Source organism: Saccharopolyspora sp. NPDC045839 (assembly GCF_056431645.1).
In genome coordinates this window covers 117,689-142,636 of record NZ_JBWKKH010000013.1, presented here as the reverse complement: position 1 = coordinate 142,636, position 24,948 = coordinate 117,689, and the positions used below count along the sequence as shown (strand labels likewise).

Annotated in this window: 23 protein-coding genes and 1 pseudogene; 14 read left to right on the top strand and 10 right to left on the bottom strand. The window is 70.7% G+C overall.

Going from position 1 to position 24,948, the window contains the following annotated elements; genetic code table 11:
* Positions 1-14: 14 nt before the first annotated feature.
* From AC07EQ_RS20285 to AC07EQ_RS20275, 3 genes are all read left to right on the top strand, one after another.
* Entirely contained in the window at positions 15-260 is a 246-nt protein-coding gene (locus AC07EQ_RS20285; protein ID WP_358570874.1) for an acyl carrier protein, read from the top strand.
* Between the two features lie 54 nt (positions 261-314).
* Complete coding sequence (gene fabG, locus AC07EQ_RS20280; RefSeq protein ID WP_478389474.1) at positions 315-1,097, top strand: 3-oxoacyl-ACP reductase FabG; 783 nt, start codon at positions 315-317, stop codon at positions 1,095-1,097.
* A gap of 648 nt (positions 1,098-1,745) precedes the next feature.
* A complete protein-coding gene (locus tag AC07EQ_RS20275) occupies positions 1,746-3,119 on the top strand; it encodes an HNH endonuclease signature motif containing protein (protein ID WP_478389473.1) in 1,374 nt (457 codons plus the stop codon).
* Between the two features lie 452 nt (positions 3,120-3,571).
* Here the strand turns inward: AC07EQ_RS20275 and AC07EQ_RS20270 are convergent, their stop codons facing one another.
* The 5 genes from AC07EQ_RS20270 to AC07EQ_RS20250 are packed head-to-tail and all read right to left on the bottom strand — an operon-like array spanning position 3,572 to position 8,789.
* The gene (locus tag AC07EQ_RS20270; protein ID WP_478389472.1) at positions 3,572-4,780 is read right to left on the bottom strand and encodes a cytochrome P450; all 1,209 of its coding nucleotides are present in this window, start codon (positions 4,778-4,780) and stop codon (positions 3,572-3,574) included.
* Positions 4,777-5,940, bottom strand: a complete 1,164-nt coding sequence (locus AC07EQ_RS20265) for an acyltransferase family protein (protein WP_478389471.1) — start codon at positions 5,938-5,940, stop codon at positions 4,777-4,779. Before AC07EQ_RS20265 ends, AC07EQ_RS20270 begins: the two co-directional genes overlap by 4 nt.
* Before the next feature lie 44 nt (positions 5,941-5,984).
* Positions 5,985-6,932 carry an aromatase/cyclase gene (locus AC07EQ_RS20260; protein ID WP_478389523.1) on the bottom strand — a complete coding sequence of 316 codons (948 nt, stop codon included), beginning with the start codon at positions 6,930-6,932 and terminating at the stop codon, positions 5,985-5,987.
* Between the two features lie 52 nt (positions 6,933-6,984).
* A complete protein-coding gene (locus tag AC07EQ_RS20255; protein ID WP_478389470.1) occupies positions 6,985-8,028 on the bottom strand; it encodes an LLM class flavin-dependent oxidoreductase in 1,044 nt (347 codons plus the stop codon).
* Positions 8,029-8,054: 26 nt separating this feature from the next.
* The gene (locus AC07EQ_RS20250) at positions 8,055-8,789 is read right to left on the bottom strand and encodes an SDR family NAD(P)-dependent oxidoreductase (RefSeq protein ID WP_478389469.1); all 735 of its coding nucleotides are present in this window, start codon (positions 8,787-8,789) and stop codon (positions 8,055-8,057) included.
* A gap of 113 nt (positions 8,790-8,902) precedes the next feature.
* On the opposite strand from AC07EQ_RS20250, the gene AC07EQ_RS20245 reads away from it, so the two are divergent.
* Genes AC07EQ_RS20245 through AC07EQ_RS20195 form a run of 11 tightly spaced genes read left to right on the top strand, consistent with a single transcriptional unit; the run spans position 8,903 to position 18,576 of the window.
* Positions 8,903-10,009: a ketoacyl-ACP synthase III family protein gene (locus AC07EQ_RS20245; protein ID WP_478389468.1), complete on the top strand. Its 1,107-nt coding sequence runs from the start codon at positions 8,903-8,905 to the stop codon at positions 10,007-10,009.
* 5 nt (positions 10,010-10,014) lie between these two features.
* Positions 10,015-10,251: an acyl carrier protein gene (locus tag AC07EQ_RS20240; protein ID WP_478389467.1), complete on the top strand. Its 237-nt coding sequence runs from the start codon at positions 10,015-10,017 to the stop codon at positions 10,249-10,251.
* Positions 10,248-11,528, top strand: coding sequence for a beta-ketoacyl-[acyl-carrier-protein] synthase family protein (locus AC07EQ_RS20235; RefSeq protein ID WP_478389466.1), 1,281 nt, complete (start codon positions 10,248-10,250; stop codon positions 11,526-11,528). The genes AC07EQ_RS20240 and AC07EQ_RS20235 overlap by 4 nt, the downstream gene beginning before the upstream one ends.
* Positions 11,525-12,733 (top strand): ketosynthase chain-length factor, encoded by a 1,209-nt coding sequence (locus AC07EQ_RS20230; protein ID WP_478389465.1) that lies wholly within the window; start codon positions 11,525-11,527, stop codon positions 12,731-12,733. Before AC07EQ_RS20235 ends, AC07EQ_RS20230 begins: the two co-directional genes overlap by 4 nt.
* 11 nt (positions 12,734-12,744) lie before the next feature.
* Positions 12,745-13,005: an acyl carrier protein gene (locus AC07EQ_RS20225; RefSeq protein WP_478389464.1), complete on the top strand. Its 261-nt coding sequence runs from the start codon at positions 12,745-12,747 to the stop codon at positions 13,003-13,005.
* An 8-nt stretch (positions 13,006-13,013) separates the two neighbouring features.
* Positions 13,014-13,889, top strand: a complete 876-nt coding sequence (locus AC07EQ_RS20220) for an LnmK family bifunctional acyltransferase/decarboxylase (protein ID WP_478389463.1) — start codon at positions 13,014-13,016, stop codon at positions 13,887-13,889.
* On the top strand, positions 13,886-14,122 hold the full coding sequence (locus tag AC07EQ_RS20215) for a phosphopantetheine-binding protein (RefSeq protein ID WP_478389462.1): 237 nt from the start codon (positions 13,886-13,888) through the stop codon (positions 14,120-14,122). The genes AC07EQ_RS20220 and AC07EQ_RS20215 overlap by 4 nt, the downstream gene beginning before the upstream one ends.
* Positions 14,122-15,351 (top strand): hydroxymethylglutaryl-CoA synthase family protein, encoded by a 1,230-nt coding sequence (locus AC07EQ_RS20210; protein ID WP_478389461.1) that lies wholly within the window; start codon positions 14,122-14,124, stop codon positions 15,349-15,351. The genes AC07EQ_RS20215 and AC07EQ_RS20210 overlap by 1 nt, the downstream gene beginning before the upstream one ends.
* Positions 15,348-16,079 (top strand): enoyl-CoA hydratase-related protein, encoded by a 732-nt coding sequence (locus AC07EQ_RS20205; RefSeq protein WP_478389460.1) that lies wholly within the window; start codon positions 15,348-15,350, stop codon positions 16,077-16,079. The genes AC07EQ_RS20210 and AC07EQ_RS20205 overlap by 4 nt, the downstream gene beginning before the upstream one ends.
* The gene (locus tag AC07EQ_RS20200; protein WP_478389459.1) at positions 16,076-16,861 is read left to right on the top strand and encodes a polyketide synthase; all 786 of its coding nucleotides are present in this window, start codon (positions 16,076-16,078) and stop codon (positions 16,859-16,861) included. The genes AC07EQ_RS20205 and AC07EQ_RS20200 overlap by 4 nt, the downstream gene beginning before the upstream one ends.
* An 11-nt stretch (positions 16,862-16,872) precedes the next feature.
* Positions 16,873-18,576: a polyketide synthase gene (locus AC07EQ_RS20195; RefSeq protein WP_478389458.1), complete on the top strand. Its 1,704-nt coding sequence runs from the start codon at positions 16,873-16,875 to the stop codon at positions 18,574-18,576.
* Positions 18,577-18,580: 4 nt separating this feature from the next.
* Here the strand turns inward: AC07EQ_RS20195 and AC07EQ_RS20190 are convergent, their stop codons facing one another.
* The 5 genes and pseudogenes from AC07EQ_RS20190 to AC07EQ_RS20170 all read right to left on the bottom strand — a co-directional run bounded on the left by AC07EQ_RS20190 (position 18,581) and on the right by AC07EQ_RS20170 (position 24,918).
* The gene (locus AC07EQ_RS20190; protein ID WP_478389457.1) at positions 18,581-19,759 is read right to left on the bottom strand and encodes a serine hydrolase domain-containing protein; all 1,179 of its coding nucleotides are present in this window, start codon (positions 19,757-19,759) and stop codon (positions 18,581-18,583) included.
* Between the two features lie 106 nt (positions 19,760-19,865).
* Positions 19,866-20,357 (bottom strand): annotated as a pseudogene (locus AC07EQ_RS20185) (glycoside hydrolase domain-containing protein); the annotation flags it as partial.
* 26 nt (positions 20,358-20,383) lie between these two features.
* Positions 20,384-21,715, bottom strand: coding sequence for an RNA-guided endonuclease InsQ/TnpB family protein (locus AC07EQ_RS20180; protein ID WP_478389456.1), 1,332 nt, complete (start codon positions 21,713-21,715; stop codon positions 20,384-20,386).
* A gap of 120 nt (positions 21,716-21,835) precedes the next feature.
* A complete protein-coding gene (locus AC07EQ_RS20175; RefSeq protein ID WP_478389455.1) occupies positions 21,836-23,530 on the bottom strand; it encodes an EAL domain-containing protein in 1,695 nt (564 codons plus the stop codon).
* A 188-nt stretch (positions 23,531-23,718) separates the two neighbouring features.
* On the bottom strand, positions 23,719-24,918 hold the full coding sequence (locus tag AC07EQ_RS20170) for a lycopene cyclase family protein (protein WP_478389454.1): 1,200 nt from the start codon (positions 24,916-24,918) through the stop codon (positions 23,719-23,721).
* Positions 24,919-24,948: the final 30 nt, after the last annotated feature.

Here is a 24,948-nt window from a genome sequence, read left to right as displayed (position 1 = left end):
GAGGGAGAAGCACGATGAGCAACCCGATAACGCTCGACGACCTTCGCCGGATCCTGGCCGGCTGCGCCGGCGCCGCCGAAGACGTCGACCTGGGCGGCGACATCCTGGATCTGACCTTCGCCGACCTCGGCTACGACTCGCTGGCCCTGATGGAGACCGCCGCGGTCATCGGGCGCGAGTTCGGAGTGGTGATCCCGGACGACGAACTGGGCGGCCTCGAAACCCCGCGAGCGATGCTCGACCGGGTAGCGGCGGTCTGACAGGCGAACCGACCGGGACAGACCGGTCTGAAGTGGACGGACAGCGGAGGGAACATGGCTGAGGTTGACCAGGTGGCACTCGTGACGGGCGCCACCAGCGGGATCGGACTGGAGATCACCAGGCGGCTGGCGAGCAGCGGCCGGCGCGTCTACATCTGCGCGCGCAACGCGGACACGCTCGCGAGCACCGTCAAGTCCTTCCAGGACGAGGGCTTCGAGGTGGACGGGCAGACCTGCGACGTCACGTCGCAGGAGGACATCAAGGCCTTCGTGAAGTCGGGGACCGAACGGTTCGGCCCGGTCGACATCCTGGTCAACAACGCGGGCCGCTCCGGCGGCGGCGTCACCAAGGACGTGCCGGACGAGCTGTGGTTCGACGTGATCAACACGAACCTCAACAGCGTCTTCCTGATGACCAAGGAGGTCCTGAACAACGGCGGCATGCTGGAGAAGGGCTGGGGGCGCATCATCAACATCGCCTCCACCGGCGGCAAGCAGGGCGTGATCCACGGTGCGCCGTACTCGGCGTCCAAGCACGGCGTGGTGGGCCTCAGCAAGGCGCTCGGCCTGGAGCTGGCCAAGACCGGTGTCACCGTGAACGCCGTCTGCCCGGGCTTCGTCGAGACGCCGATGGCCGAGCGGGTTCGCGAGGTCTACTCCGGGATGTGGGACGTGTCCGTCGAGGAGGTTCGCGAGCGGGTCAACGCACGGGTGCCGATCGGCCGGTACGTCGTTCCCGAGGAGGTCGCCGCCATGGTCGAGTACCTCGTTGGGCCCGGGGCCAACTCCGTTACCGCTCAGGCCTTGAACGTGTGCGGGGGGTTGGGGAACTACTGATCTCTTGGCTTCTCACCCCGGCGGGGCTCCTTTTGGGGCTTCGTCGGGGTTTTTTGCTTTCGTGGTGGGAGGGGTTGGGACTTTTGCAGGTTCGGTTTTGGGTGGGGCCATCCCCGCGGTTCGGTGGATTGTGGGGGCTGTGGTCCGGATGTCAAGCCCGGCCTGGCGGCCGCCCCTTCGGGGGTGAACGGCTTGACATCCGGACCACAGCCCCGTTCGGCTTCGTATCGCGGGGATGGCCCGGTGTGGGATGGGCGTACGTCGCGGTCTTGGGCGGCGGATCTCGGGTGGCTGGGTCTGTTTCTGGTTGTGTGACGGCTTGTTCGGTGGGTGCCGGGGTTTTGTGTGGGGCTTGGTGGCGTTGCGGGCTGGCTGTTCTTGTTGGGGATTGGGCTCGTGGTTGGGTCTTCGTGTAGGTCGCCTGGCGGCGTGTGGTTTTCGTGTCGTTGGGGCGGCTTGGGGGGCGGCAGGGTGCCTTGGGTTGGCTTGTGGTTTCTGAAAAATCCTTGTGTGTAGCGGAGTTTCGTCGTGGTGATCACCCGATCTAGCTACCTTTATTTGCTCGAAAATGCGTTCGAGGCTTGGAATACTTGAGGCATGACACCGCTTACGAATGCCTCTGGTTTGGCCCTCGGCCTCTGTGCCGATGTGGCCGCGAGCTTGGCTGCCGCCGGCGCTCCGGTCGTGTCGGCAGCTGCGGCTGGCGGGTCCGTGGTGGGTGTTCGTTCGGCGGGGTCGTACAGCGATGCCGAACTTGTTGGCGGCATTGCCGAAATCGAGCAGGCGATTCGCGCGGCACGGATGGAGCAGCTGAGGTTGATCGCCGAGGCGGAGCGTCGTCGCTTGTTCGTCGAGCAGGGCGCTCGGTCTATGAGTGTGTGGTTGCAAAGCCTGCTCAACGTCGATTCCCACGACGCCAAGACCCGGATCAGGGTCGCTGGCGACGTGCGGGAAGCGGACTCGGAGGGCGGGCCGCAGCTGCCGGATCTGCCCGCCACTGCGGCGGCTCTCGCCGAGGGAGCCATCGGCCTGGAGCATGCCAAGGTCATCTCGAAGTGCAAGCAAAACCTGCTCGAAAGCTCTCGTGATCACGACCTGGCGAAGGTCGAGGCGATCCTTGCCGACCACGCCACGCGAATGTGCCCACGCGATCTGGCGAAGCTCGCCGACCGCATCCGCTACCTGCTCGACCAGGACGGTGCCCACCGAGACGAAGAAGCCCAGCACGAGGCACGGGAACTGCACTACGCCACGGCCCGCGACGGAATGCTGGTGATCAAGGCGCGTCTGGACAGGGAAACGGGAGCGAAGTTCGTCGAGGCGATCCGCCCGCTCTCCGCGCCTCGTCCGGAGGTGGACGGGGAGAAGGACCCGCGCACGGCGGGGCAGCGAAACGCGGACGGATTCGCGGCGATGGTCGACATCGTGCTCGACTCCGACCAGATGCCCCGCACGGGAGGCCAGCGGCCCCACCTGAACGTCACGATCGACTTCGAAGACCTCAAGCGCACCCTGCTGAAGGCGGCCGACGAAGGAATGCCCGGCACACTGGGAGCCACCGAGCAGTCCATCACGGCGGAGAACATCCGCCGCATCGCCTGCGACTGCGAGGTGCTGCCCACGGTGCTCGGCGGAGAAAGCCTCCCGTTGGACGTGGGAATGTCCCAGCGAACGGCGCCGACTCACATCCGAGCGGCCCTGCTGCACCGCGACGGCGCGTGCGCCTTCCCGGGCTGCGACCGGCCGCCGGGAACGCCCCAAGCGCATCACATCGTGCACTGGGTGGACGGAGGCCCCACCGAGGTCAACAACATGGTCATGGCGTGCGCCCATCACCACAGGATGATCCACAACCAGCACTGGACGATCGAAATGCAAGACAGCAGGCCGGTCTTCATCCCACCAACAAGCGTGGACAGAACCAGAACTCCCAGACCAGGAGGCAAAGCCCTGCCTGCTGCGTACCGGGACAACCTCCGAGACCTGATCCCCAAACCACGGGACCCGGAGGGCGTCCCATGATGCCCACTCGCAGGCGGCACGACCCGACCACGCCGCCTGCGAGCAACTGAACCACTACACGCCGCCAGGCGACTCCTAGCAAGGCCGAAAAACGGGCCCAGGCCACGGCAAGAACTGGCGGTCCGCAACGAAACCAAACCTCACAAGCAAGGCCCCCGGAAACACCGATCGATCCGCCGCATTACCAGGAAAGGCAGGTGCCCCGATGAATCCGCCGCCCAGGACTCCGACGTACGTCCATTCCACACCGGGCCATCCCCGCGATACGAAGCCGAACGGGGCTGTGGGCCGGATGTCAAGCCGTTCACCCCCGAAGGGGCGGCCGCAAGGCCGGGCTTGACATCCGGGTCACAGCCCTCACAATCCACCGAACCGCGGGGATGGCCCCACCCAAAACCAAACCAGAAAAAGTCCCAGCACCTTGAAAACTCAAGAGAGAGAACAAGAACAGGTCACCAGGAGACGAGAAGCTCCCGAGGCCCCCGGATCAGAGTGTCCTTCCCCCGCCAAGGAATCTCGAATTCGGGCAAAGCAAGGCGCAAACCGGGAAACGCGCGAAGAAGAGCCGTGAGAGCAACACGGAGCTCCATCCGAGCGAGCTGAGCGCCAAGGCAGTAGTGCGGCCCGAAACCGAAGGCGAGATGAGGGTTGTGAGGCCGATCCAGATCGAGGACGTCAGGAAAGGAGAAGAAGTCCTCGTCGAAGTTGGCCGAGATCATCGCGGGAAAGCAGGTGTCACCCTTGCGGATCAGGGTGCCACCGACCTCGACGTCCTCGGTCGCAACCCGGGGCATCGCCTCACTGCCGCCGAGCGGCACGAACCGCAGCAGCTCGTCCAGGGCGGTGTCGACGCGCTCCGGGTGCGCCACCAGCCCGGCCCACAGGTCGTTGACCAGCAGGGTGTGGACGATGTTGGCGATCTCGTTGGCGGTGGTCTCGTGCCCCGCCACCAGGATCGTCACGCCCAGGGTGACCAGCTCCTCCTCGGTGAGCCGGTCCTCGTCCTCGTCCCGCGCGGCGATCAGCTGGGAGAGCAGGTCGTCCTGGGGTTCGGCCCGGTGCCTGGCGACGTGCTCCGCGAGGTAGGTCGCCAGGCTGGTGGAGGCGTTCTCGACGTCCTCGGCCGACACACCGGCGCCGCCGAATACCAGCTCGGAGAACCGCTGGAAGAAGTGCCGGTCTGCCACCGGAACCCCGAGCAGTTCGCAGATCACCGTGATCGGCAACGGCATCGAGAACAGCTCGACGAGGTCGGCCGGCGCCCCTGCCGCGCGCACGTCGCCGATCAGGCCGTCGACGATCTGCTCGGTGCGGGGACGCCAGCGTTCCACGTTCTTGCGGGAGAACGCCGCCGCGACCAGCCTCCTGAGCCGGGCGTGCTCTGGCGGGTCCATCGCCAGCAGATCGCCGCCGCCCTCGGTCTTCCACGGCGTGGTGCGGGGAATGTCGGCGTCCACTGTGGCCGCGCGGGAGAACCGCGGGTCACCCAGGACCGTCTTGACGTCCGCGTGCTTGGTCATCAGCCAGCCGTCGCCGCCGTAGGGCAGCGTGATGCGCCGCACCGGGCACTTGGCCCGCAGTTCCGCGAACTCGGCCGGGACCGTCAGGCGGTGATCGTCCTCGAACGGGTACTTCATCGGCTCGTCCTGGGGCGTCGTCACGCCGGCTCCTGGATCTTCGAGTTCTGCGGCGGGACCGGCCCGGGCTTGCGCGGCGATCCGAACCGCCGCATCAGCGGACGTTCGATGTACTGGAACATCAGGATGCCGAGCAGCTGCGTGACGACGAACAGCGCGAGCACGATCAGCAGGCCGGTGCCGAGGTCGAACATCTCGTTCTCACCCACCAGGTAGCGGGTCAGGCCGAGCGCCGGGAAGTGCACCAGGTACGCGGCGTAGGACGCGTTGCCGAGCAGCACCATCGGCTTGTTGTTCAGCCAGCACGGCTTGCCCTGCAGGTCCCGCATCGCGATCACCGGCACGAACAGGCAGATCCCGATCGTCAGGATGCCGCTGATCCGGTACGTCGGCGGCAGCACGTACATCACCGCGCACAGGGGGATAGAGATCAGCGCCACCCACCACGAGTTCAGCCGCGGCCACCTCCCGGTCTGCACGATGCGGGCCAGGAACACCCCGAGCAGGAACTCCGTCATCCGGCTCAGCGGGAAGAAGTTCGTCAGGTACACCTGCGCGAAGGACATCTCGCCCCCGCCCCACAGCTCCCCGCCGACGAAGAAGTGCGTCACCGTGGGAATCGCGATGATCAGGGCCGCGATGCCGGCGAACCACGCCCACAGCCGGTCGTCCCGGATCCGCAGGATCGGCCGGATCAGCAGCGGCAGCGCCAGGTAGAACAGGATCTCGCACGAGACCGACCAGTTCACCCCGTACACGCTGAACAGGTACTGCTCGTCCGGGATCCAGGTCTGCACCAGGAAGAGGTTCGCCAGGATCGGCCCCGGCCCCACGCCCTCCAGCGTGCCCATCATCGACATCGGCCCGATCACCAACAGCATCAGCAGCGTGGCGGCCCAGATGATGACGTGCCCGGGGTAGATCTTCACCACGCGCCGGCGCCAGAACCGGCCGATCGACGTCCGCCACGGCTCGCCCCAGGTCAGCACGAAACCGCTGAGCACGAAGAACGTCGCCAGCGCCGCCGTGCCGTAGGGGAGGATGGTGCCCAGTTCGTTGATCGACTGGTCGGCGAAGAAGTACCCCGCCCCCAACGCGTGCGTCAGGAACACGGCGATGAAGAGGATCGCGCGATAGCCGGTCAGCGACGGCAGCTGCCGGACCGGCGGTGATTCAGCGGTCATTTACCTACTCCTGAAGTGTGTGAAAACCTCTGTTCGCCGCGAAATCAGGCGAGGGACTCCCGGGCCCGCTCCAGCGTCGTCAGGCTGTTTCGCCGCAGCAGCTCGCGCACCTTCGTGCGGGCCTGCAGGATCGTGGTGCCCGCGCCGAAGTAGTCCTCGATCTCGTCCGGGGCGAGCGCGACCTGGTGGCGGGCCACCACGCGGACACCGCTCTCGATCGGGCTGATCAGCCACTCCCCGCAGTGCGCCTGCAGCGGGCGCGGCACGGCGGTCTGCTTGTACAGGATGCGTTCGTGCGGGAAGCACAGCCGGATCGAGCGCGTGGTGTGGGTGCTGCCGTCGTGCCCCTTGGTGGTCATCGCCATCGTCTGCACCTCCGCGCCGCCGGTGAGCTCGGAGGCCTCGACGGTCTCCAGGTCGAGCTCGGTGACGTGCGGCAGCCTGCTCGGCCACAGGTCCGACCGGTGCAGGAAGTCGTAGACCGTCGAAGCCGACGCGGGGATGGCGACCTCGTCGCTGAACGCGAACACCAGGCCGTCGAAGTCCGCGCCGTACTCCGCCCAGGCCCGCACCGCGGCGGTCTCGGCGTTGCTGTTCTGGTCCAGCGCATCGGCGGCCCAGCGCTCGGCTTCCGGCGTGGGGTCGCTGAGCGACCAGTGGTGGGCGAGCACCAGCCGGCCGTCGTTCACCTGCCAGCTGCCGCCCATCGACGCCAGCGGCGGCTTGCTGTTCTCCTGCTCGAAGTCGATCCGCGGCGCGGCCGGATCCAGTCGGCGGCGGGAGGTCCAGCTGCGCACCGAGTCCCCGGTCCGGGCCCACAACCGGATGCGGTCGAAGTCGGGTCCGTGGTCGAGGACCTCGGCGTGCACGCAGGGCGCGAACATCAGCGGCCAGCGCGTCACGTCCGCGATCAGGTCGTACACCCGGGCAGGCGGCGCGTCGAGCGGGGTCTCGTGCTCGACGTGGTTGACGGAGATCTCGGTGTCGGTCATGGTCACCGAGACTTCCGCAGCCCGCTTGAGCTGACCTCAAGGTGCCGTCGAATCATCCGGCCACACCGGACATTTCGAGCGCCTCCGCGGCCTTCCGGAGGATGTGCAGCCGTCCGTCGAGCGTGGTGTCGTTGGCCGACACCATGATGCTGAGCACCGTCACGCCGGCGTCGGCGAAGGCCTGCATCCGCTCGGCGATGCGGCCGAGCGGGCCGATCAGCGCGGTGCGGTCGATGAACTCCAGCGGGATCGCCGCCGCGGCGCCCCGCCGGTCGCCGCTCATCAGGCGCTCCCGGAACTCGGCGATCTCCTGCTCGAACCCCATGGTCCGCGCGAGCCCGCAGTAGAAGTTGTCCGCCGGGTCGCCGACGCCGAGCAGGAACAGGTAGTGCCCGCGCAGCGCGTCGGCCGCCGACGCGAGGCCGGCGTCGTTCTCGGCCACCTGCATCGCGACGAACGGCACGACCTCGAAGCCGGCCAAGTCCAGCCCCGCCCGGTCGCGGCTGATGCGGATCTCGCCGATCGACTTCGCGACGTGCTCCGGCGTGGTGAAACCGCTCAGCCAGCCGTCGGCGAGCTCCCCGGCCAGCTGCAGGCTCTTCGGGCCGACCCCGGCCAGGTACAGCGGTATCCGGGTGTTCGGCCGTTCGGTGAACAGGTGCAGCGGCGCGTCTTCCTTGCCCCACGCGGGAAGCGCGAAGTGCTCGCCCGCGTAGCGCACCGGCCCGCCCTGCATGGCCTGGCGCACGATCTCCACGTACTCGCGGGTGCGGGCGAGCGGGTTGTCGAACCGGACCCCGTACCAGCCGTCGGAGACGTGCGGGTTGGACACGCCGAGGCCGAGCCGGAACCGGCCGCCGCTGAGCGAGTCGAGCGTGGCCGCGGTGAGCGCGGCGGTGCCCGGCGGCCGGGCCGGGATCTGCATGATCCCGGAGGCCAGGCCGATGCGTTCGGTCTGGCCGGCGACCAGCCCGAGCACGCTGGGCGCGTCGGCCCGGTAGCCCTCGGCGGCGAGCACGAGGTCGTAGCCGAGCCGTTCGGCTTCCCGCGCCAGTTCTCCGGCGCCCTGGTAGACGAGATTCGCGCCGAGGCGCATGGCTTTCCCCTTCCGTCGTCGGTGGGTCAGAGCAGGTGCGCGCCGCCGTCGACGAGCAGCACCTGTCCGGTGGTGTAGGTCGAGTTGATGAGGGAGTGCACGGCTTCGGCGACGTCGTCGGGCCGGCCGACGCGGCGCAGCGGCGTGGTGTCCCGGACCTGTTCGATGATGGGCTTGAAGAAGTCCTTGCCCTGGATCCACGGCGTCTCGATCAGGCCGGGGGCGACGGCGTTGACCCGGACGTCCGGGCCGACGGCCTTGGCCAGCAGCCGGGTCATGTGCTCGATCGCGGCCTTGCTGACCGCGTAGGGGATCGAGCTGCCCGCGGGGCGGCTGCCCGCGATGGAGGAGATGTTGACGACCACGCCGCCGCCGTCCCGCAGCGCCGGCATCGCGGCGACCGTGGTCTGCCAGGTGCCGAACACGTTGACGCCGAAGATCTCCTGCCACACCGCGAGATCCGCGGCCTCCAGGTCGTGGTGCGGGATCGGGCGCGACGTCCCGGCGTTGTTGACCAGGACGTCCAGCCGGCCGAAGCGCTCGACGGTCGCGTCCACCAGCTGCCGGGCCTCGTCCTGCTGCGCGATGTCGGCACGCAGGTACACGGCGCCGGGCAGTGCGGCGGCCAGTTCCTCGCCGGCCTCGACCGACCGCGCCGAGTTGATCACGACCCGCATGCCGTCGGCCGCGAGCCTCCTGGCCACCTCGGCGCCGATGCCGGACGACGACCCGGTCACCAGCGCGACTCGTTCCTCGCTCACCACGATCCTCCAATGTGGGCTCCGCTTGCCTGGGCGAGGCTGGCGCGCGCTGTTCGAGATCTGCTAGAGCGGGGCTCCAGCCGGGTTCCACAGTGTGCGGTCAGGCTTCGCGGATGCGTTGGGACGACATCTATTTGCGCGCCTGCGCGAGCTGGCTGCCGCCCGCGATGCCCGCGGCGGAGGCGGTTTCGCGCGGGCTGGTGGAGGCCGAGGCGGTGCGGCGGGCGCAGGTAACCGGGGTCACCGTGGCCGAGGAATCCCCACCGGACATGGCGGTGGCCGCCGCAGAGGAAGCATTGGCGCGCTCCGGTTGCGCTCCCGATGAGATCGCGCTGGTCCTGCACGCTTGCTCGTACCACCAGGGCCACGACATGTGGGCGCCCGCGTCCTACGTGCAGCACAGGGCGATCGGCAACCGGTGCCCGGCGATCGAGCTGCGGCAGACCTCCAACGGCGGCTTGGCCTCGCTCGAACTCGCCGCCGCGCACCTCACCGCGACGGGCGGTCGCGCGGCGCTGCTGACCACGGCGGACCGGTTCTGCGCGCCGGGCATCGACCGGTGGCGGTCGGACCCGGGCACCGTGTTCGCCGACGGCGCGACCGCGACGGTGCTGGCGCGGGGTTCCGGTTTCGCCCGGCTGCGTTCGCTGGTGTCGGTGGGAGAACCGGAACTGGAGCGGATGCACCGCGGCGACGACCCGTTCGGCCCGGCGCCGCTGTCGGCCCGGACCCCGGTCAGCATCGACGAGACCACGCGGGCTTTCCTGCACAGCCCGGCCGGGCAGCGCTCGGTCGTGCTGATGGCCGAGCGGCACACCGAATCGGTGCGGCGCGCGCTCGACGAGGCCGGGGCGGCGCTGGCCGACGTCGACTGGTTCGTGCTCCCGCACTTCGGGCGGCGGCGGCTGGACGTCAACTACTTCCGCCGCTTCGGCATCGACCCGGACCGGTCGCTGTGGTCGTGGAGCCGCGGCGTGGGGCACCTCGGTGCGGGCGACCAGTTCGCCGGCGTCGCGCACCTGGTGGAGAGCGGCCGGGCGTGGCCGGGGCAGTTGGTGGCGCTGCTCGGCGTCGGCGGCGGGTTCACCTGGTCCGCGGCGGTCCTGGAGATCGTCGAGGCACCGCAATGGAAAACGCCGGAGCACCACCGGAGCTCGAGCGGGTCTGTAGCGCAGGAACGCAAAGTCGATCGTGCACAGCGCACGGAACTGGAGGGCTGAGCCACATGACCATCGACGATCTCCGGAGAATTCTCACGGAATGCGCCGGTGCGGACGAGAACGTCGATCTGCACGGCGACATTCGTGACACGCCGTTCGCCGACCTCGGCTACGACTCGCTGGCGCTGATGGAGACCGCGAGCCGGATCAAGCAGGAGTTCGGCATCGAGATCTCCGACGAGGAGATCGCGGTCGTCGAGACGCCCCGGCTACTGCTCGATCTGGTTGCCAAGCCGGCATGAGCGCACGAGGCGAACGACGCGCGGTGATCACCGGGATCGGGGTGGTGGCCCCGGGCGGGGGCAACACCAAGGAGTTCTGGGACCTGCTCACCGCCGGCCGCACCGCGACCCGGCGAATCACCGCATTCGACGCGAGTTCCTTCCGGTCCCAGGTCGCGGGCGAATGCGACTTCGACCCGGCCGAGCACGGCCTGACCCACCGGCAGCTGCGCCGGATGGACCGGGTCACCCAGTTCGCGATCGTGTGCGCGCGCGAGGCCGTCGACGACAGCGGGCTGGAGCTCGGCGCGGTGGATCCGGGCGGCCTCGGGGTGAGCGTCGGCAGCGCGGTCGGCGCGGCCACCAGCCTGGAGCAGGAGTACCTGGTGCTCTCCGACACCGGGCGGAACTGGTTGGTGGACCACGAGTACGCGTCGCCGCATCTGTTCAACCACCTCACGCCGACGACCATCGCGACCGAGCTCGCCTGGGAGGTCGGGGCGGAAGGCCCGGTCGGGTTGTTGTCCACCGGCTGCACGTCGGGCATCGACGCGGTCGGCTACGCCCACCAGCTCATCGCCGAGGGCAGCGCGGACGTGATGCTGACCGGGGCGACCGAGGCCGCGGTGTCCCCGCTGGCCGCGGCGTGCTTCGACGCGATCAAGGCGACGACGCCGCGCAACGACGATCCGGAGCACGCGGCGCGGCCGTTCGACCGCACCCGCAACGGGTTCGTGCTCGCCGAAGGCGCCGCCATGTTCGTCGTCGAGGAGTACGAGCACGCGCGCAAGCGCGGCGCGCGGATCTACGCCGAGATCGGCGGTTACGCGACGCGCTGCAACGCCTACCACATGACCGGGTTGCGGGTGGACGGCCGGGAGATGGCCGAGGCGATCGGCGCGGCGCTGGACGAGGCGCGGATGCCGGCCACGGACATCGACTACGTCAACGCGCACGGCTCGGGTACCAAGCAGAACGACCGGCACGAGACGGCGGCCTTCAAGCACGCGCTCGGCGAGCACGCCTACCGGACCCCGGTCAGCTCCATCAAGTCGATGATCGGGCACTCGCTCGGCGCGATCGGCTCGATCGAGATCGCGGCCTGCGCATTGGCGATCGAGCACGGTGTGGTGCCGCCGACGGCGAACCTGCACGAGAAGGACCCGGAGTGCGACCTCGACTACGTGCCGCTGGTCGCCCGGGACCACGAGGTCGGCGCCGCGCTCACGGTGGGCAGCGGCTTCGGCGGCTACCAGAGCGCGATGGTGCTGCGGAAGTGGCGAGGAGTCCAGTCATGACAGCGGTTTTCACCGGACTGGGCGTGGTGGCGCCCAACGGGATGAGCGCGGCGGAGTTCTGGTCGGCGACGCTGGAGCAGCGCAGCGGCATCGCCGAGCTGGAGCGGTTCGACGCGACGCGCTATCCGTCCCGGCTCGCCGGGCAGGTCCGGGGTTTCAATCCCGAGCAGTTCCTGTCCAGCCGGCTGTTGCCGCAGACCGACCGGGTCACCCGGCTGGCGCTGGTCGCGGCGGATCAGGCGCTGGCCGACGCCGAGGCGGATCCGAAGTCCTTTGTGGACACGGAGCTGAGCGTGATCAGCTCCAACGCCACGGGCGGCTTCGAGTTCACCCACCGGGAGATCCAGAAGCTGTGGACCAAGGGGCCCGAGCACGTCAGCGTGTACGAGTCCTTCGCCTGGTTCAACGCGGCCAACACCGGGCAGATCTCCATCCGGCACGGGATGCGCGGCCCGGGCAGCGTGGTGGTCGCCGAGCAGGCCGGCGGGCTGGACGCGGTGGCGCACGCGCGACGGGTCGTCCGCGACGGCGTGCGGCTTTCGGTGACGGGCGGCGTCGAATCGTCCTACGACCCGTGGGGCTGGGTCTCCCACCTGGCCACCGGCCGGATCAGCACCACGCCCGATCCGCGCCGGGCCTTCCTGCCGTTCGACGCTGCGGCGTCCGGCTACGTGCCGGGCGAGGGCGGGGCGTACCTGGTCCTGGAGGACGAGCGGTCGGCCCGCGAACGCGGGGCGCCCCGGGTGTACGGGCGTCTGGCCGGCCACGCGGCGACGTTCGACCCGAGGCCGGATTCCGGGCGGCCGCCGGTCCTGACGCGGGCCATCCGCCGCGCCCTGGCGGACGCGGGCCTGGTACCCGGCGAGGTCGACGTGGTCTTCGCCGACGCCGCCGGGACCCGTGAGCTCGACCGGGCCGAGGCCGCCGCCATCACCGAGGTGTTCGGCCCGCACGCGGTCCCGGTCAGCGCACCCAAGGCGCTGGTCGGCAGGCTTTACGCGGGCGGCGGCCCGCTCGACCTGGCGTGCGCCCTGCTGGCGCTGCGGGACGGCGTCATCCCGGCCACCGCGCACACCGCGGAAGTGCCGCCGGAGTACCGGATCGACCTCGTGCTCGGCGAGCCGCGGGCGGTCCCGCTGCGGACCGCGCTCGTGCTCGCGCGGGGCAACGGCGGCTACAACTCGGCCATCGTCATTCGCAAGTGAAGGAGAGGGAAGTGCCCGTTTCGCTGGATGCAGCCACCATTCGGGACGAGCTGCGCTCGCACCTGGCGGAGGTGCTCTACGTGGAGGTCGCCGAGGTCGAGGACGACGCGACGTTCCAGGACCTCGGCCTGGACTCGGTGCTGGGCGTCGAGCTGGTCTCGGTCATCAACGCCAAGTACGGGCTCAGCGAGGTCGTCGACGCGGTCTTCGACCACCCGACGCTGAACGAGCTCGCCGGCTACGTCCGCGAACGCGCGGCCGAGGCGGCATGATCCGCCAGGTGACGATCACGCCGCACATGTGCGGTGGCAGCTCGTCGATCTTCGCGCAGCTCGGGGACTGGACCTGGGAGGCCGTCGCGGCCGACTGCGGGACCAACGTCTACGACGCGCGCACCGCCGACGGCGATCCGGCCTACCTGTCGTTCTACTACTTCCACGTGCGGGGCAGCGCGGAGCGGCACCCGCACGGCCTCACCTTCGGCGACGAGCTGACGGTGTCCTCGCGGGTGTTCGGCTTCGGCGGCGAGTCGGTGCTGACGCTGCACCGGCTGTCCACATCGGACGACGAGATCGATCCGGTCGAGTTCTACGAGAACCCCCGGCCGGACGGCATCTACGTGCAGAACTTCAACCGCTGGATATCGCGTTCGCGGCCGGACAGCAACGAGGAGCTCGTGCGCTCCGCGCCGCCGGACTTCCGGCACGAGCACCTGCCCCGGCTGCCGTCGCAGTACTCGCCGCGCGGGATCGCCTCCCGGGCGCGGAAGAACGGCACGTTCCACCCGTCGGGCGTGCCCGGCCACACCCTGGCCGAAACGTCCGACACGATCTACGAACTCGACGTCGTGCACGACTTCAACGGCGTCGGGCTCGTGTACTTCGCGTCGTACTTCTCCATCATCGACACCGCGCTGCTGCGGCTGTGGCGGCGGCTGGGCCGCAGCGACCGGCAGTTCCTCGCCCGCCGGGTGCTGGACCACAAGCTCGGCTACTTCGGCAACGCCGACCTCGATTCCCGGCTGCGCATCGCGATCCGGTTGTGGCGGGACGACTCCGGCAGCGGCGCCGAGGTCGCCGACGTCGCGGTCCGGGAGATCGGGTCCGGCCGGCTGCTCGCGGTGTCCGCGATCAGCCTTCTCGTGGAGGAAGCATGAACCAAGTCGAGCAGGCCGTGCGGGCGGCGATCGTCGAGATCCTGCCCGACCTGCCCACCGCCGAGATCACCCGGGACAAGAGCCTCCGCGACCTCGGCGCGGACTCGGTGGACCGGGTGGAGATCATCAGCCTGCTGCTGCACCGGCTGGAGCGGGCGGAGCCGATCTCGAACTTCGCGCACATCCCGGACATCGGGGCCCTGATCGAGCACCTGAGCGGGGTGAAGGGCTGATGGCGCGCGTCGGCATCGACGGCCTCAACGCCTACTGCGGGTTCGCGCGGCTCCCGGTGCGGGAGTTGTTCGAAGGCCGCGGCCTGGACACCGACCGGATCGGCAACCTCGGGCTCGAACACCGCTCGGTGCTGCTGCCGTGGGAGGACCCGGTCACCAACGCGGTCAACGCGGCCAAGCCGCTGGTGGACGCGCTCGGCGACGCGGCGGAGGACATCGAGCTGCTGGTCACCTCCACCGAGTCCGGTGTGGACCTCAGCAAGTCGATCGCCTCCTACGCGCACCGCTACCTCGGCCTGTCCCGGCGCTGCCGGATCATGGAGGTCAAGCAGGCCTGCTACGGCGCGACGGGAATGCTGCAGCTGGCGGCCGGATACCTCGCCGGGGCGGCGAATCCGCGGGCCCGGGCGCTGGTCGTCGCCACCGACATCAGCCCCATGGACGAGCGCGCGAGGTACGCCGAGCCGACGATGGGCAACGGCGCCGTCGCGGTGCTGCTGTCGGCCGAGCCGCAGGTGCTGGCGCTGGACGAGGGCCGCAACGGGCTGCACAGCTTCGAGACGATGGACACCGCGCGGCCCGCGCCGGACTTCGACTACGTCGACGCCGACCTCTCCCTGCTGAGCTACCTGGAGTGCCTCTCGGGCAGCTACGCCGACTACCGCAGGCTCGCGCCCGACACCGACTTCGCCACCACCTTCGACCACCTGGTGATGCACACGCCGTTCCCGGGAATGGTGAAGGCGGCGCACCGCAAGCTGATGCGCGAGGCGGCCCCGGGCTCGCCGAAGGCGATCGAGGCGGATTTCGCCCGCCGCATCGGCCCGTCGCTGGTCTACCCGCGCATGGTGGGCAACCTGTGCTCGGGCTCGATCTACCTGGCGCTGGCGAGCCTGATCGACAACGCCAAGGCGGAGGGCGCCAAAATCGGGCTGTACTCCTACGGTTCCGGCTGCGCCAGCGAGTTCTTCAGCGGCGTCGTCCAGCCCGGTGCGGGCCGGGAGCTGGCGGCCGTGGGCATCGCGGGCCGCGTGCGCAGCCGGCGGGAGATCTCGTTCGCGGAGTACGAGAAGCTGCTGCCGTGGGCCCGCGAATGCCTGCTGCCGCGGCAGCACCTGCGCACCGATCTGTCCTCATGGGACCAGTACGCCGAACCGTCGCGGGCGCACGGCCCGGTGCTGGTGCTGGCCGGCATCGAGACCTACCACCGGAGCTACGAGTGGCGGTGAACGCGGTGTCCGTGGACGCCTCGCGGCCGCCTGTCGTCCGCGTGACGCTTTCCAGCCCTGGCACCGGAAACCGCCTCGACGAGCCGCTGCTCGCGGGGCTTTCGGTCGCGCTGACCGAGGCAGAGGCCACGTCGGGCGCGCAGGTGCTCGTGCTGGACGCCACCGGGCACGCGTTCTGCGCCGGGATGGCGCTGGACGGGCTGGAGAGCGCCTGGCGCCCGCGGATCGCGGCGGTCGGCGAACTCCTGACCAGGCTCACCGCGTCGCCCCTGGTGACGGTCGCGCTCGTGGACGGGGCGGCGCTGGGCGGCGGGGTGGGTTTGGCGGCGGCCTGCGACCAGGTCATCGCCGGGCCGCGAGCGGAGTTCCGGATGACCGAGGTGCTGCTGGGGCTGCTTCCGGCGACGATCCTGCCGGTGGTGGCCAGGCGGATCGGCGCGCACCGCGCCTACGGGCTGGCGTTGACCGCGCGCGAGGTGCCCGGCGCGGAAGCGGTCGGGCTCGGGCTGGCCGACGCGACCGGCGGCGAGGACGAGCTGCGCCGCGTCCTGCGGCGGCTGCGCGCGGCGGACCCGGGGGCGCTGGCGGCGCTCAAGGGCTACTACGCGGAACTCTTCCCCCCGCTGCCGCGCGAAGAACTCGTCGTGGAAGTCCTCGGCCGACGGATGGCGGATGCCCAGGTCCACCAGCGGATCGCCGGATTGCGGAACCAGGGGTTGATCCCGTGAACACGGCAGTCGTGGTGGACGTGGTGGCGCCGGTGGCGACGATCCGCCTGGCCGACTCGGCCGGGCGCAACCGGCTCTCGGTCGAGCTGCGCGCCGAGGTCGTCGCCGCGCTGCGGGAGGTGGCCGCGGATCCGGCGGTGCGGGCCGTCGTGCTGGCCGGGCTGCCCGACATCTTCTGCGCGGGCGCGTCCGCGGAGCAGATGCTCGGCACGCGCGAGCAGCGGATCGTCGCGATGTGGGAGTTCCTGAGCGCGGTGATCGACTGCCCGGTCCCGGTGGTCGCCGCCGCGCGGGGCCACGCGCTGGGCGGCGGTTTCCTGCTCGCCCTCTACTGCGATGTCACCGTGCTCAGCGAGCGTTCCCGGTATGCGGCGAACTTCCTGACCTTCGGGTTCACCCCGGTGCTGGGCGCAACCCACCTGCTGCCGGCCAAGCTGGGCCAGGCGCTGGGCACGGAGATGCTGTACGCGGGCCAGAGCTACCGGGGCGGCGAGCTCGCCGCGCGCGGTGCCGGCGTGCGGGTGACGGCGCACGACGAAGTCGACGCCGAGGCGCAGCGGCTCGCGCTGCGGATCGCCCAGGCGCCGCGCGATGCCGTCGAGCGGCTCAAGGCGCAGCTGCGCGAGCAGGCCCGCGCAGCGGCGGAAACCGCGCTGGCGCGGGAGATCCCGGACCACGAGGCGACGATCGGCAGCGCCGAGGCGCGCCGCCGGATCCAGGGCCTGCACGGCGAGCGGCTCGCGGCCCGCGGCGGCCGCACCAGGTTCACGGACGAGAGCTGAGGTTGTTCCCGATGACCAACGATCCGATCGCGATCATCGGCATGTCCGCGCGCGCGGCAGGCGTCGATTCCCTCGCCGAGCTGTGGGACATGCTCAGCCGGGGCCGGCGACGCTTCGCCCCGGTGCCGGAGGGCCGCTGGCACGGCCTCGAACCCGGCGTGGACCTGCCGAATCCGCCGACCGCGTCGCTGTTGGAGCGCATCGACACCTTCGACGCGCGCTTCTTCGGCATCGCGCCGCGGATGGCGGCCTGGATGGACCCGCAGCACCGGATGATGCTGGAACTGGCCTGGCACGCCGTGGAGAACGCGGGGCTCGCCCCGGACCGGCTCGACGGGGAGCCGATCGGCGTGTTCGTCGGCACGTTCCTGTCCGACTACCGGGAGCGGATCAACGCGCACGGCCTCGCCGACGGCGCAGCGTTCCCGGGCGGCATGACGGCGTTCAGCGCCAACCGGGTCTCCTACCAGTTCGGCTGGACCGGCCCGAGCATGGTGATCGACTCGGCGTGCTCGTCGAGCCTCTCGGCGCTCGGCATCGCGGCGCAGGGGCTCCAGCGGGGCGAGTACCCGATGGCGCTGGTCGGCACGGCGAGCGTGATCAGCAACGGGTTCTACGCCAACACCGCCTACCGCGGCGGAGCGTTGTCGCCGACCGGTGACTCGGTGCCCTTCGGCCCCGACCGCGACGGCTACGTGCGCGGCGAGGGCGGCGCCTGCGTGCTGCTCAAGCGCCTGGACGAGGCGCTGGCCGACGGCGACCCGGTGCACGCGGTCATCCGCGCGGTCGGCACCGCGCACAACGGCCGGGGCGGCGGGCTGACCGGCACCGACGTCGAATCGCAGGTGCGGCTGCTGAGCCGGACCGCGGCGGGCGCCGGTCGTTCGGTGGGCGAGCTGGGCTACCTCGAAGCGCACGGCTCGGGAACGCCCAGCGGGGACGCGGTCGAGGTCGCGGCGCTCGCCCGGGCCCTGGCCGATTCCGGCGCGACCGCGGGAGCGGGCCCGGACGGCAAGGTGTGGGTCGGTTCGATCAAGGCCAGCATCGGCCACCTCGAAGCGGCCGCGGGCCTGATGGGCGTGGTCAAGGCCGCGCTCGTGCTGCGGCACGGCCGGATTCCGCGGATCGCGGGCCTGACCGAGGCGGACCCGCGGCTGCCGATCGAGGGCACGAACGTGGCGATCGCGGTGGACGACGTGCCGTGGCCCGCCGGGCAAGCGCCTCGCCTGGCCGGGATCAACTCCTTCGGCCTCGGCGGCGCCGTTTCCCACGTGCTGCTGGAAGAGCCGACGACACCGCCGCACCAGGCGGAGCCGGAACCCGGGCCGCACCTGTTCCCGCTGTCCGGCCAGGACGAGGACTGCCTGGCGGAGTTCGCGCGCAGCCTGCTCGCCGAGCTCGACGCGCCGACGGCACCGGGTCTGCCGAGCCTCGCCTGGACGTTGCAGACGGGTCGCCACGACCACCGGACCCGCGCGGTGATCGCGGCCGCGGAGCCCGGCGAACTGCGCTCGGCACTGTCCGAAGTGGCCGCCGGAAGGCCCGCCGGGATCCCGGAATCCGCGCTCGCACAGGCCTGGCTGCGCGGCGAGGCGGTGGACTGGGCGAGCCGCTGGGGCGGCGCCCGGCCGCCCAGGAGTCACCTCCCGGGCTCGCCGCTGCGCCGCCGCTCCCATTGGTACGACAGGAGGCCACCGGCCCCGGTGGCCTGGTGACGGGTCACGAGGCGCCGAGGCTCCGGTAGGTGGCCTCGGTGAGCCGCCGTGCGCGGTCGTCCATGTCGCCGATCTCGCGGGCCCCGCCGTTCTGCACGTAGGCGAACGCCAGCTCGTGCTCCGGGTCGGCGAAGGTGAAGTTGCCGTTCGCCCCGGCCAGGCCGAAGGCCGTGCCGAGCCCGGCCGACGCGGGGAAGATCGGGCCGCCCGCCAGCTGGAAGCCCAGGCCCCAGGCGCTCGGCAGCAGGGTGACCAGGCAGGTGCCGGTGGAGTGCACCCGTCGGGTTTCGGCGAGCGTCGCCGGGCGGATCAGGCGGTAGCCGTCCACCTCGCCGATGAACGCGGCGTACAGGCGGGCCAGCGACTGCGCGCTGGCCAATCCGTCGTAGGAGGGGTTCTCCAGCACCGGGTCGGGCGCAGTGTCCAGCGACATGCTGCCGATCACCGCGCGGAAGGTCAGCGATCCGGGGTCGCCGAGCGCGACCAGCATGGCCAGCTCGTCGCCCGGGTCGACGCCCGCCATCAGCTCCTCGGCCTTGGACTCCACCATGGTCGCCAGGTGCGCGGAACCCGGGTCGGGCAGGCCGATGTGGCAGTCCAGGCCGAGCCGCGCCGCGATCTCCGCGGCGAAGAACCGGCCGACGGTGCGGCCGGTGCGCCGGCGCACCAGCTCGCTGACCAGGTGCCCGAAGGTGGTCGCGTGGTAGCCGTGCGCGGTGTCCGGTTCCCATTCCGGCCGCGCCGCCGCGAGCGCATCGGCGATGGGCGAGTGCGTGCGCAGGTGGTCGGCGGTGATCGGGTCGTGGTCGAGGCACACCACGCCGGAGCGCTGGGCGAGCACCATGCGGAGCGTGATCCCACCCTTGCCCTCGGCGGCGAATTCGGGCCAGTGCTCGGCGATCGGCGCGTCGAGCTCCAGCAGCCCGCGCTCGACCAGCACCAGCGCCGCGGCGGCGACCATGGCCTTGGTCGGCGACGCCAGCACGCCCAAGGTGTCCGGCCGCCACGGGTCGGTGCGCTCCGCATCGGCGTAGCCGCCCCACAGATCCACCACCGGCCGGCCGCGGTGGTAGACGCAGACCCCGGCGCCCACCTCCGCGCCGATCGCGAAGTTCTCCCGGAAAGCTCGCGCCACCCCGGCGAAAGCGTCCTCGGTCCACCCGCCGTGCGGGAACTCGATCACTGACCCGACCTCCAGTGCGCAGGCTGCGCCGGCCCTTCCGGCACCGCACCCCAGCCTGCGCGGGAGGGCTACACCACGGCTCGAGGACCGCTGTGGTGGAACCGGATCACGGTGCCGCGCAAGGAGAAGCGGGCGCGGCGTCCGGCCCGGTGGCCCAGTCCGTGGGCCGGTCGGCGAGGCGGTGCTCGATGGTGCCGCCCGACCGCAGCCGCTCCAGGTCCACCGACACCCGTTCCTGCGGGGCACCGGAGATCCGCACCTCGTCGATGTACTGCAGCTTCGAACCGTCGGCCCCGGGCGCCTCGATCTTCAGCGGCGGACCGCCCGGCAGTTCCACGACGGCGCTGGCGAACCGCGGCGCGTTCAGCACGAACTGGCCGGTGCCCGGCGTCGTCGGGTACAGGCCCAGGGCGCTGAAGACGTACCAGGCCGACATGGTGCCCAGGTCGTCGTTGCCGGTCACGCCGTCGGCGGCGTTGGTGAACAGGGTCTGCTGCGCCCGCACCACCGCGGAGGTCTTCGCGGGCTGCCCGACCAGCGAGTACATCCACGGCGAATGCAGGTCGGGCTCGTTGTTCGGGTTTTGACGTCCTCTCCCGCTTGAAGGCGGGTGATTCCTCGATGTCATGCTGCGGTGACGTTCGAGGATGGTTCACGCAACCGGCTACCCGTGCGGGTGCCTTGCCCATGTGGACTGCGCGTGCTCTGTGAACTGCCGCGACCGCTTGCGGCAGTTCCCGCCTCCCACGCGGTGGTGGGTTTCCGTCCGGCGGTGCTGAATGCTCGAGCAAGGATGATCATGGCGGCGTTGCGGTCGGCGTGGTCGGTGTGCCCGCAATGCACGCACGTAAACAACCGGCCGCAACCCTCACGCGACTCGGGGTCGCGGGTATGGCACTTCGAGCATGTCTGCGACGAACCCGATGCCGGAACCGCGACCAGTTCACCGCCGTACCGCTTGGTCTTGTACCCAAGCTGGCGGCGGATCTCGAACCATCCTTGATCGGCGACACTTCGGTTCAACCCTGCCTTCTGGCGTACACCTCGGCCGGGCTGCTCGGAAGTGCCTTTGGCGGAGCGGAGCATGTTGCGGACCTTCAAGTCCTCGACCGCGATCAAGCCGTGGTTTTTGGCCAGGTCGGTGGTGAGCTTGTGGTTCCAGTCCGCGCGCCTGCGGGCCTGCCGAGCCTTCACCGCAGCTATCGCCACGATGGTCTTGCGGAGTCTATTGGAGTACTTTCCTCCGTTGTGTTTTTTGGCGTACTTGATCTGCCGGGCTTTGCGTTGCTCCAAGCCCCGCAGTCGCTCCTGTTCGCCGGGAGTCAGTGTGTTGGGGCGTTGACGCTCGGTATCTTCGTCTGAGACGAACACCGAGCAGGCGATTCCTACGTCCAGCCCGACCGCAGCGCCGGTGTTGACCGGCTGCTGGGCTGGTTCAGGCTGGTGGATGCCGAACGCGATGTGCCATCCCAGGCCGTCGCGGGACACTGTGGCGTTGCGGACGGCGCCGCCCAGTGGGCGAGACAGCCGGAACCGTACCCACCCCAGCTTGGGGACCTTCACGTGCGCCATGCGGCGCGACACTTTACGGACCTGCACCGCCTGACCGGGGAACGTCACACCCTGCCGGTGATGCTTGCGCTTGAATTGCGGAAACCCCGCCGGCTGGGCGGGGTTCCAGAAGTTGTCATAGGCGGCATCGAGCTGCCGGAGAACTTGCTGGGCGCACTGCGCGGGAAGGTCTCGAAGCCAGGCGTGGTCCTTGCGTGCCTCGGTGAGTCCGGAGCACTGCTCCATGGAGCGCACGGTGGCTCGCTGCGCGGACTTGTATGCCCAGATGCGCTGCGCGAGCGCAGTGTTCCACACCGCCCGGCAGGTATGCGACCACGCCGTGAGCCGTTCTGCCTGTACCTGGCTGGGGTACAGACGGAACCTCGCCGCCGCGTTCGCCTTCACTCTGATCACATTACGGATGGGGTGTGACAGTGCGGTTCACGGAAAGTCCGGCCTGAAGGTCAGCGGCCAGACTCCACCCTGTCCTAAAAGGACGGAGGGTTCGGCAATCCGCCGTGCGTGTTACGCGCCGCGGAGCACTTCGATGCGATCCGAGCCGGGCCGCGACATGACCCAGCTCGAACCGGACAGCGACTTGGCGTGCTGCTTCAGCGGCGCGAGCCGGCTGGAGGCCTCGTCGTAGCCGTGGACCGTGGTCGGCGTGCACACCAGCGTCGCCAGCGAGAGGGTCACGTCGAGATCGCCCGCCGAGCGCGACGGGTCGAGCACCAGGCTCGCCAGCTGCACCAGGTCGTCGAGGTCGCTGACCAGTAAGAAGTCGTCGCCGCCGACGTGGCCGACCTGCACCGACCGCAGCGCCGTCGCCGCGTCGGTGAGGCCGCGGCCGATCGCGCGGATCAGGTCGTCGCCCGCGGAGAACCCGGCCGTGTCGTTGACCTTCTTGAAGCTGTCGATGTCCAGCCAGCTCACCGCGAAGATCTCGCCGGCGGCGATCCGGCGCGCCACGTCGCGGGCGATCGCGTCGCTGCCCGGCAGCCGCGTCAGCGGGTTGAGCGCCGCCGCTTCCTCCACCTTCAGCTCCGCCATGCCGCGGATCAGGTCGCCGGCCCGCACCGCGCCCAGGCAGCGGCCCGACTCGTCGACCACGATCGCGTCGTCGTACATCCGGTACTGGTCCGAGCGGGTCACCAGGCTCAGCGCTTCCATCGCCGTCGTCGCCGTGTTGACCACCCGCGGCTCGTCGGCCAGCCGCGATGCCGCGCGCTTGGCGTGCAGCGCGTGCCCGTAGGGGCCGGTCACCGCGAGCAGGAACCGGTTGCGGTCGATGGTCCACTGCGGCCGGTTCTGCTCGTCGACCAGCACCACGCCGCTGATCTCGGGGTGGTCGGCCAGCACGCCGCGCACCTTGTCGGCGGTCGCGTCGATCGGCAGCATCGTCGCGGGCGACAGGAACTCCGTCACCCGGGGCCCGGTCGCGAGGGTGCTGATCGGCGGGCCGTGCGGGTCGGTCACCTCCGCCGCCACGCCGGGCACGCTGCTCGCAGTCGGGGGCCGCCGGGCCGCCGGGGCGAGCAGGTTCCCCTGCACCAGGCGAATGCCGTTGCGGCGCAGCGCGGTCAGCTGGCGCTCGTTCTCCACGCCCTCGGCGACCAGCTGGCTCTCGGTCGATTCGCACAGGTGGCGGACCGCCTCCACCACCGCGACCCGGGCGGAGCTGTCCGGCAGCCCGGCGACCACGCCGCGGTCCAGCTTGACCATGGCGGGCCCGATGTCGGCGATCAGGGTCAGCGGCACGTCGCCCTCGCCCACGCCGTCCAGGGCGACCTGGAAGCCGTCGGCGCGCAGCTTCTCCACCCCGCTGAGCAGCTCGGCGGAGTCCAGCCGGGCGAACGGCGGGCCGATCTCCAGCGTCACCTCCTGCTCGCGGCGGCCGATCTCGCGGAGCTTCTCGCGCAGCAGGTCGAGCCGGGGCAGGTCGTGGGTGACGGTGCCGCCGAAGATGTTCAGGTGTAGGGGGAGCAGGGACTCGTGCTCCGCCGCCGAGACCAGCGCGGCCGTCGCGAGCTCCACGTCCAGCTCGGTCAGCCGCCGCTGCCGGGCGGCCTCCCGGAAGAGGTCCTGGACGTGCGCGCCCGCCGGCCGGGCCAACGCCTCGATCGCGACGATGGCACCGGTCTTGATGTTGATCAACGGCTGGAACGCGAAGCGCACTTCGTCAACCAGCGCAAGCACGGAGTCGATGCTGCCCGGACTCATGCCGCTCCATCGACGGTGTTCACGACCTGTTCACCGACATCTCAGTTCCTCATCCCCGGCGGAGGACACCGCCTCTCCCCGCGGCCCAACCTAGCCTGTTTTGCCAGCGTGAAGCATCGGCCAGTCGGCGACCCTGTGGCCATCGACACAACGAAACGGAGCGGTTTCGCTACAGGCGGTGTGCGGGTTCAGCTGCCGCCGAGTCCGTGCCGGGCGGGCGGGTGTCCCACCGTGAGGCCGCCGAGCACCAGTCTGCGCCGGATCCGCCACGGCGCGCTGCGGAAGAGGGCCGACATCGCGGCCGTCGTCCCGGCGGCGCTGCCCTCGGCCGCCAGGAACGCCGTCCGGTGCGGCTCGTCCAGCCGGAAGAACACCTCGAAGAACTCCGGCACCAGGTCCGGGGGGAGCGACAGCAGGGCCTGCAGGGCCCGGTGTCGCAGCGAGTGCGCGGCCACCGCGCGCGGCGGCCACAAGATCGACCAGCTCGCCCGGGCGGCGGGGGCCGGGCCGGAGGGGAGCGCGGCGCTGATCGCCGCCGCCAGCCACGGCGCGCGTTGCAGGGAGCCGGCCACGCTGAACCCGGTCGCCGGGTGCACGAAGCCCGCCGCCGCGCCGAAGGGGATCACCCGCCCGGGCCGGGGCAGCGGATCGTCCACCGGGAACCGGACCCGCTCTTCGCCGATCCGTTCCTGCTCGGTCACCCCGGCGGCGGCGAGCCGTCCGGCGAGCCGCCTGCGCAGCAGGGCCAGCGGCAGCGCCGGGCGGCGCGCGAGCGAGGTCTCCTCGAGCAGCACCCGGTCCGGGCCGAGGCGGACCGCGTAGAGGAACGTGGGCCAGCCGCCGCGGGTCTGCGGAGCGGGGTGCCAGTCCATGAACACGCCGGCGTCCGGATCGCAGAACGGTTCCGCGGCCGCGGCGTCGACCACCCAGCCCACCGCGGACTGCTGGGCCGCGGGGTGCGCCGGGCGTCCGCCGGAGAGAGCCCGCGCGGCGCCGGTCGCGTCGACCACGACGGCCGCCGCGATCCGCCGGCCGTCCTTGAGCACCACCGTCGAGCCCGTCGGCCCGTGCTCGGCGGCCGTCGCGCGCCCGGTCACCTCGACGATGTCGGGACGCCAGAGGTGCTTCCACAGCGCCGTGTTGTCCAGCACCGCGTACGGCCGCTGCCATTCGTGCCGCTCGGTGCCGCGCACCGCCATCCACGGCAGCACCGACGCCATCGCCGCTGGTGGCACCGACGGCGGCAGCTCGTCGCGCCAGGTCCCGTAGGTGTGCGGCCAGACGCGTCGCGGCGCGGGATCGACGAGCGTCACCTGCAGGCCGGTATCGCTGCAGGCAGCCGCCGCCGCACGGCCCGCCGGGCCGCCGCCCACGACAACGACATCCACCGGAGCATCAGATCACGTCGGCCACCAATC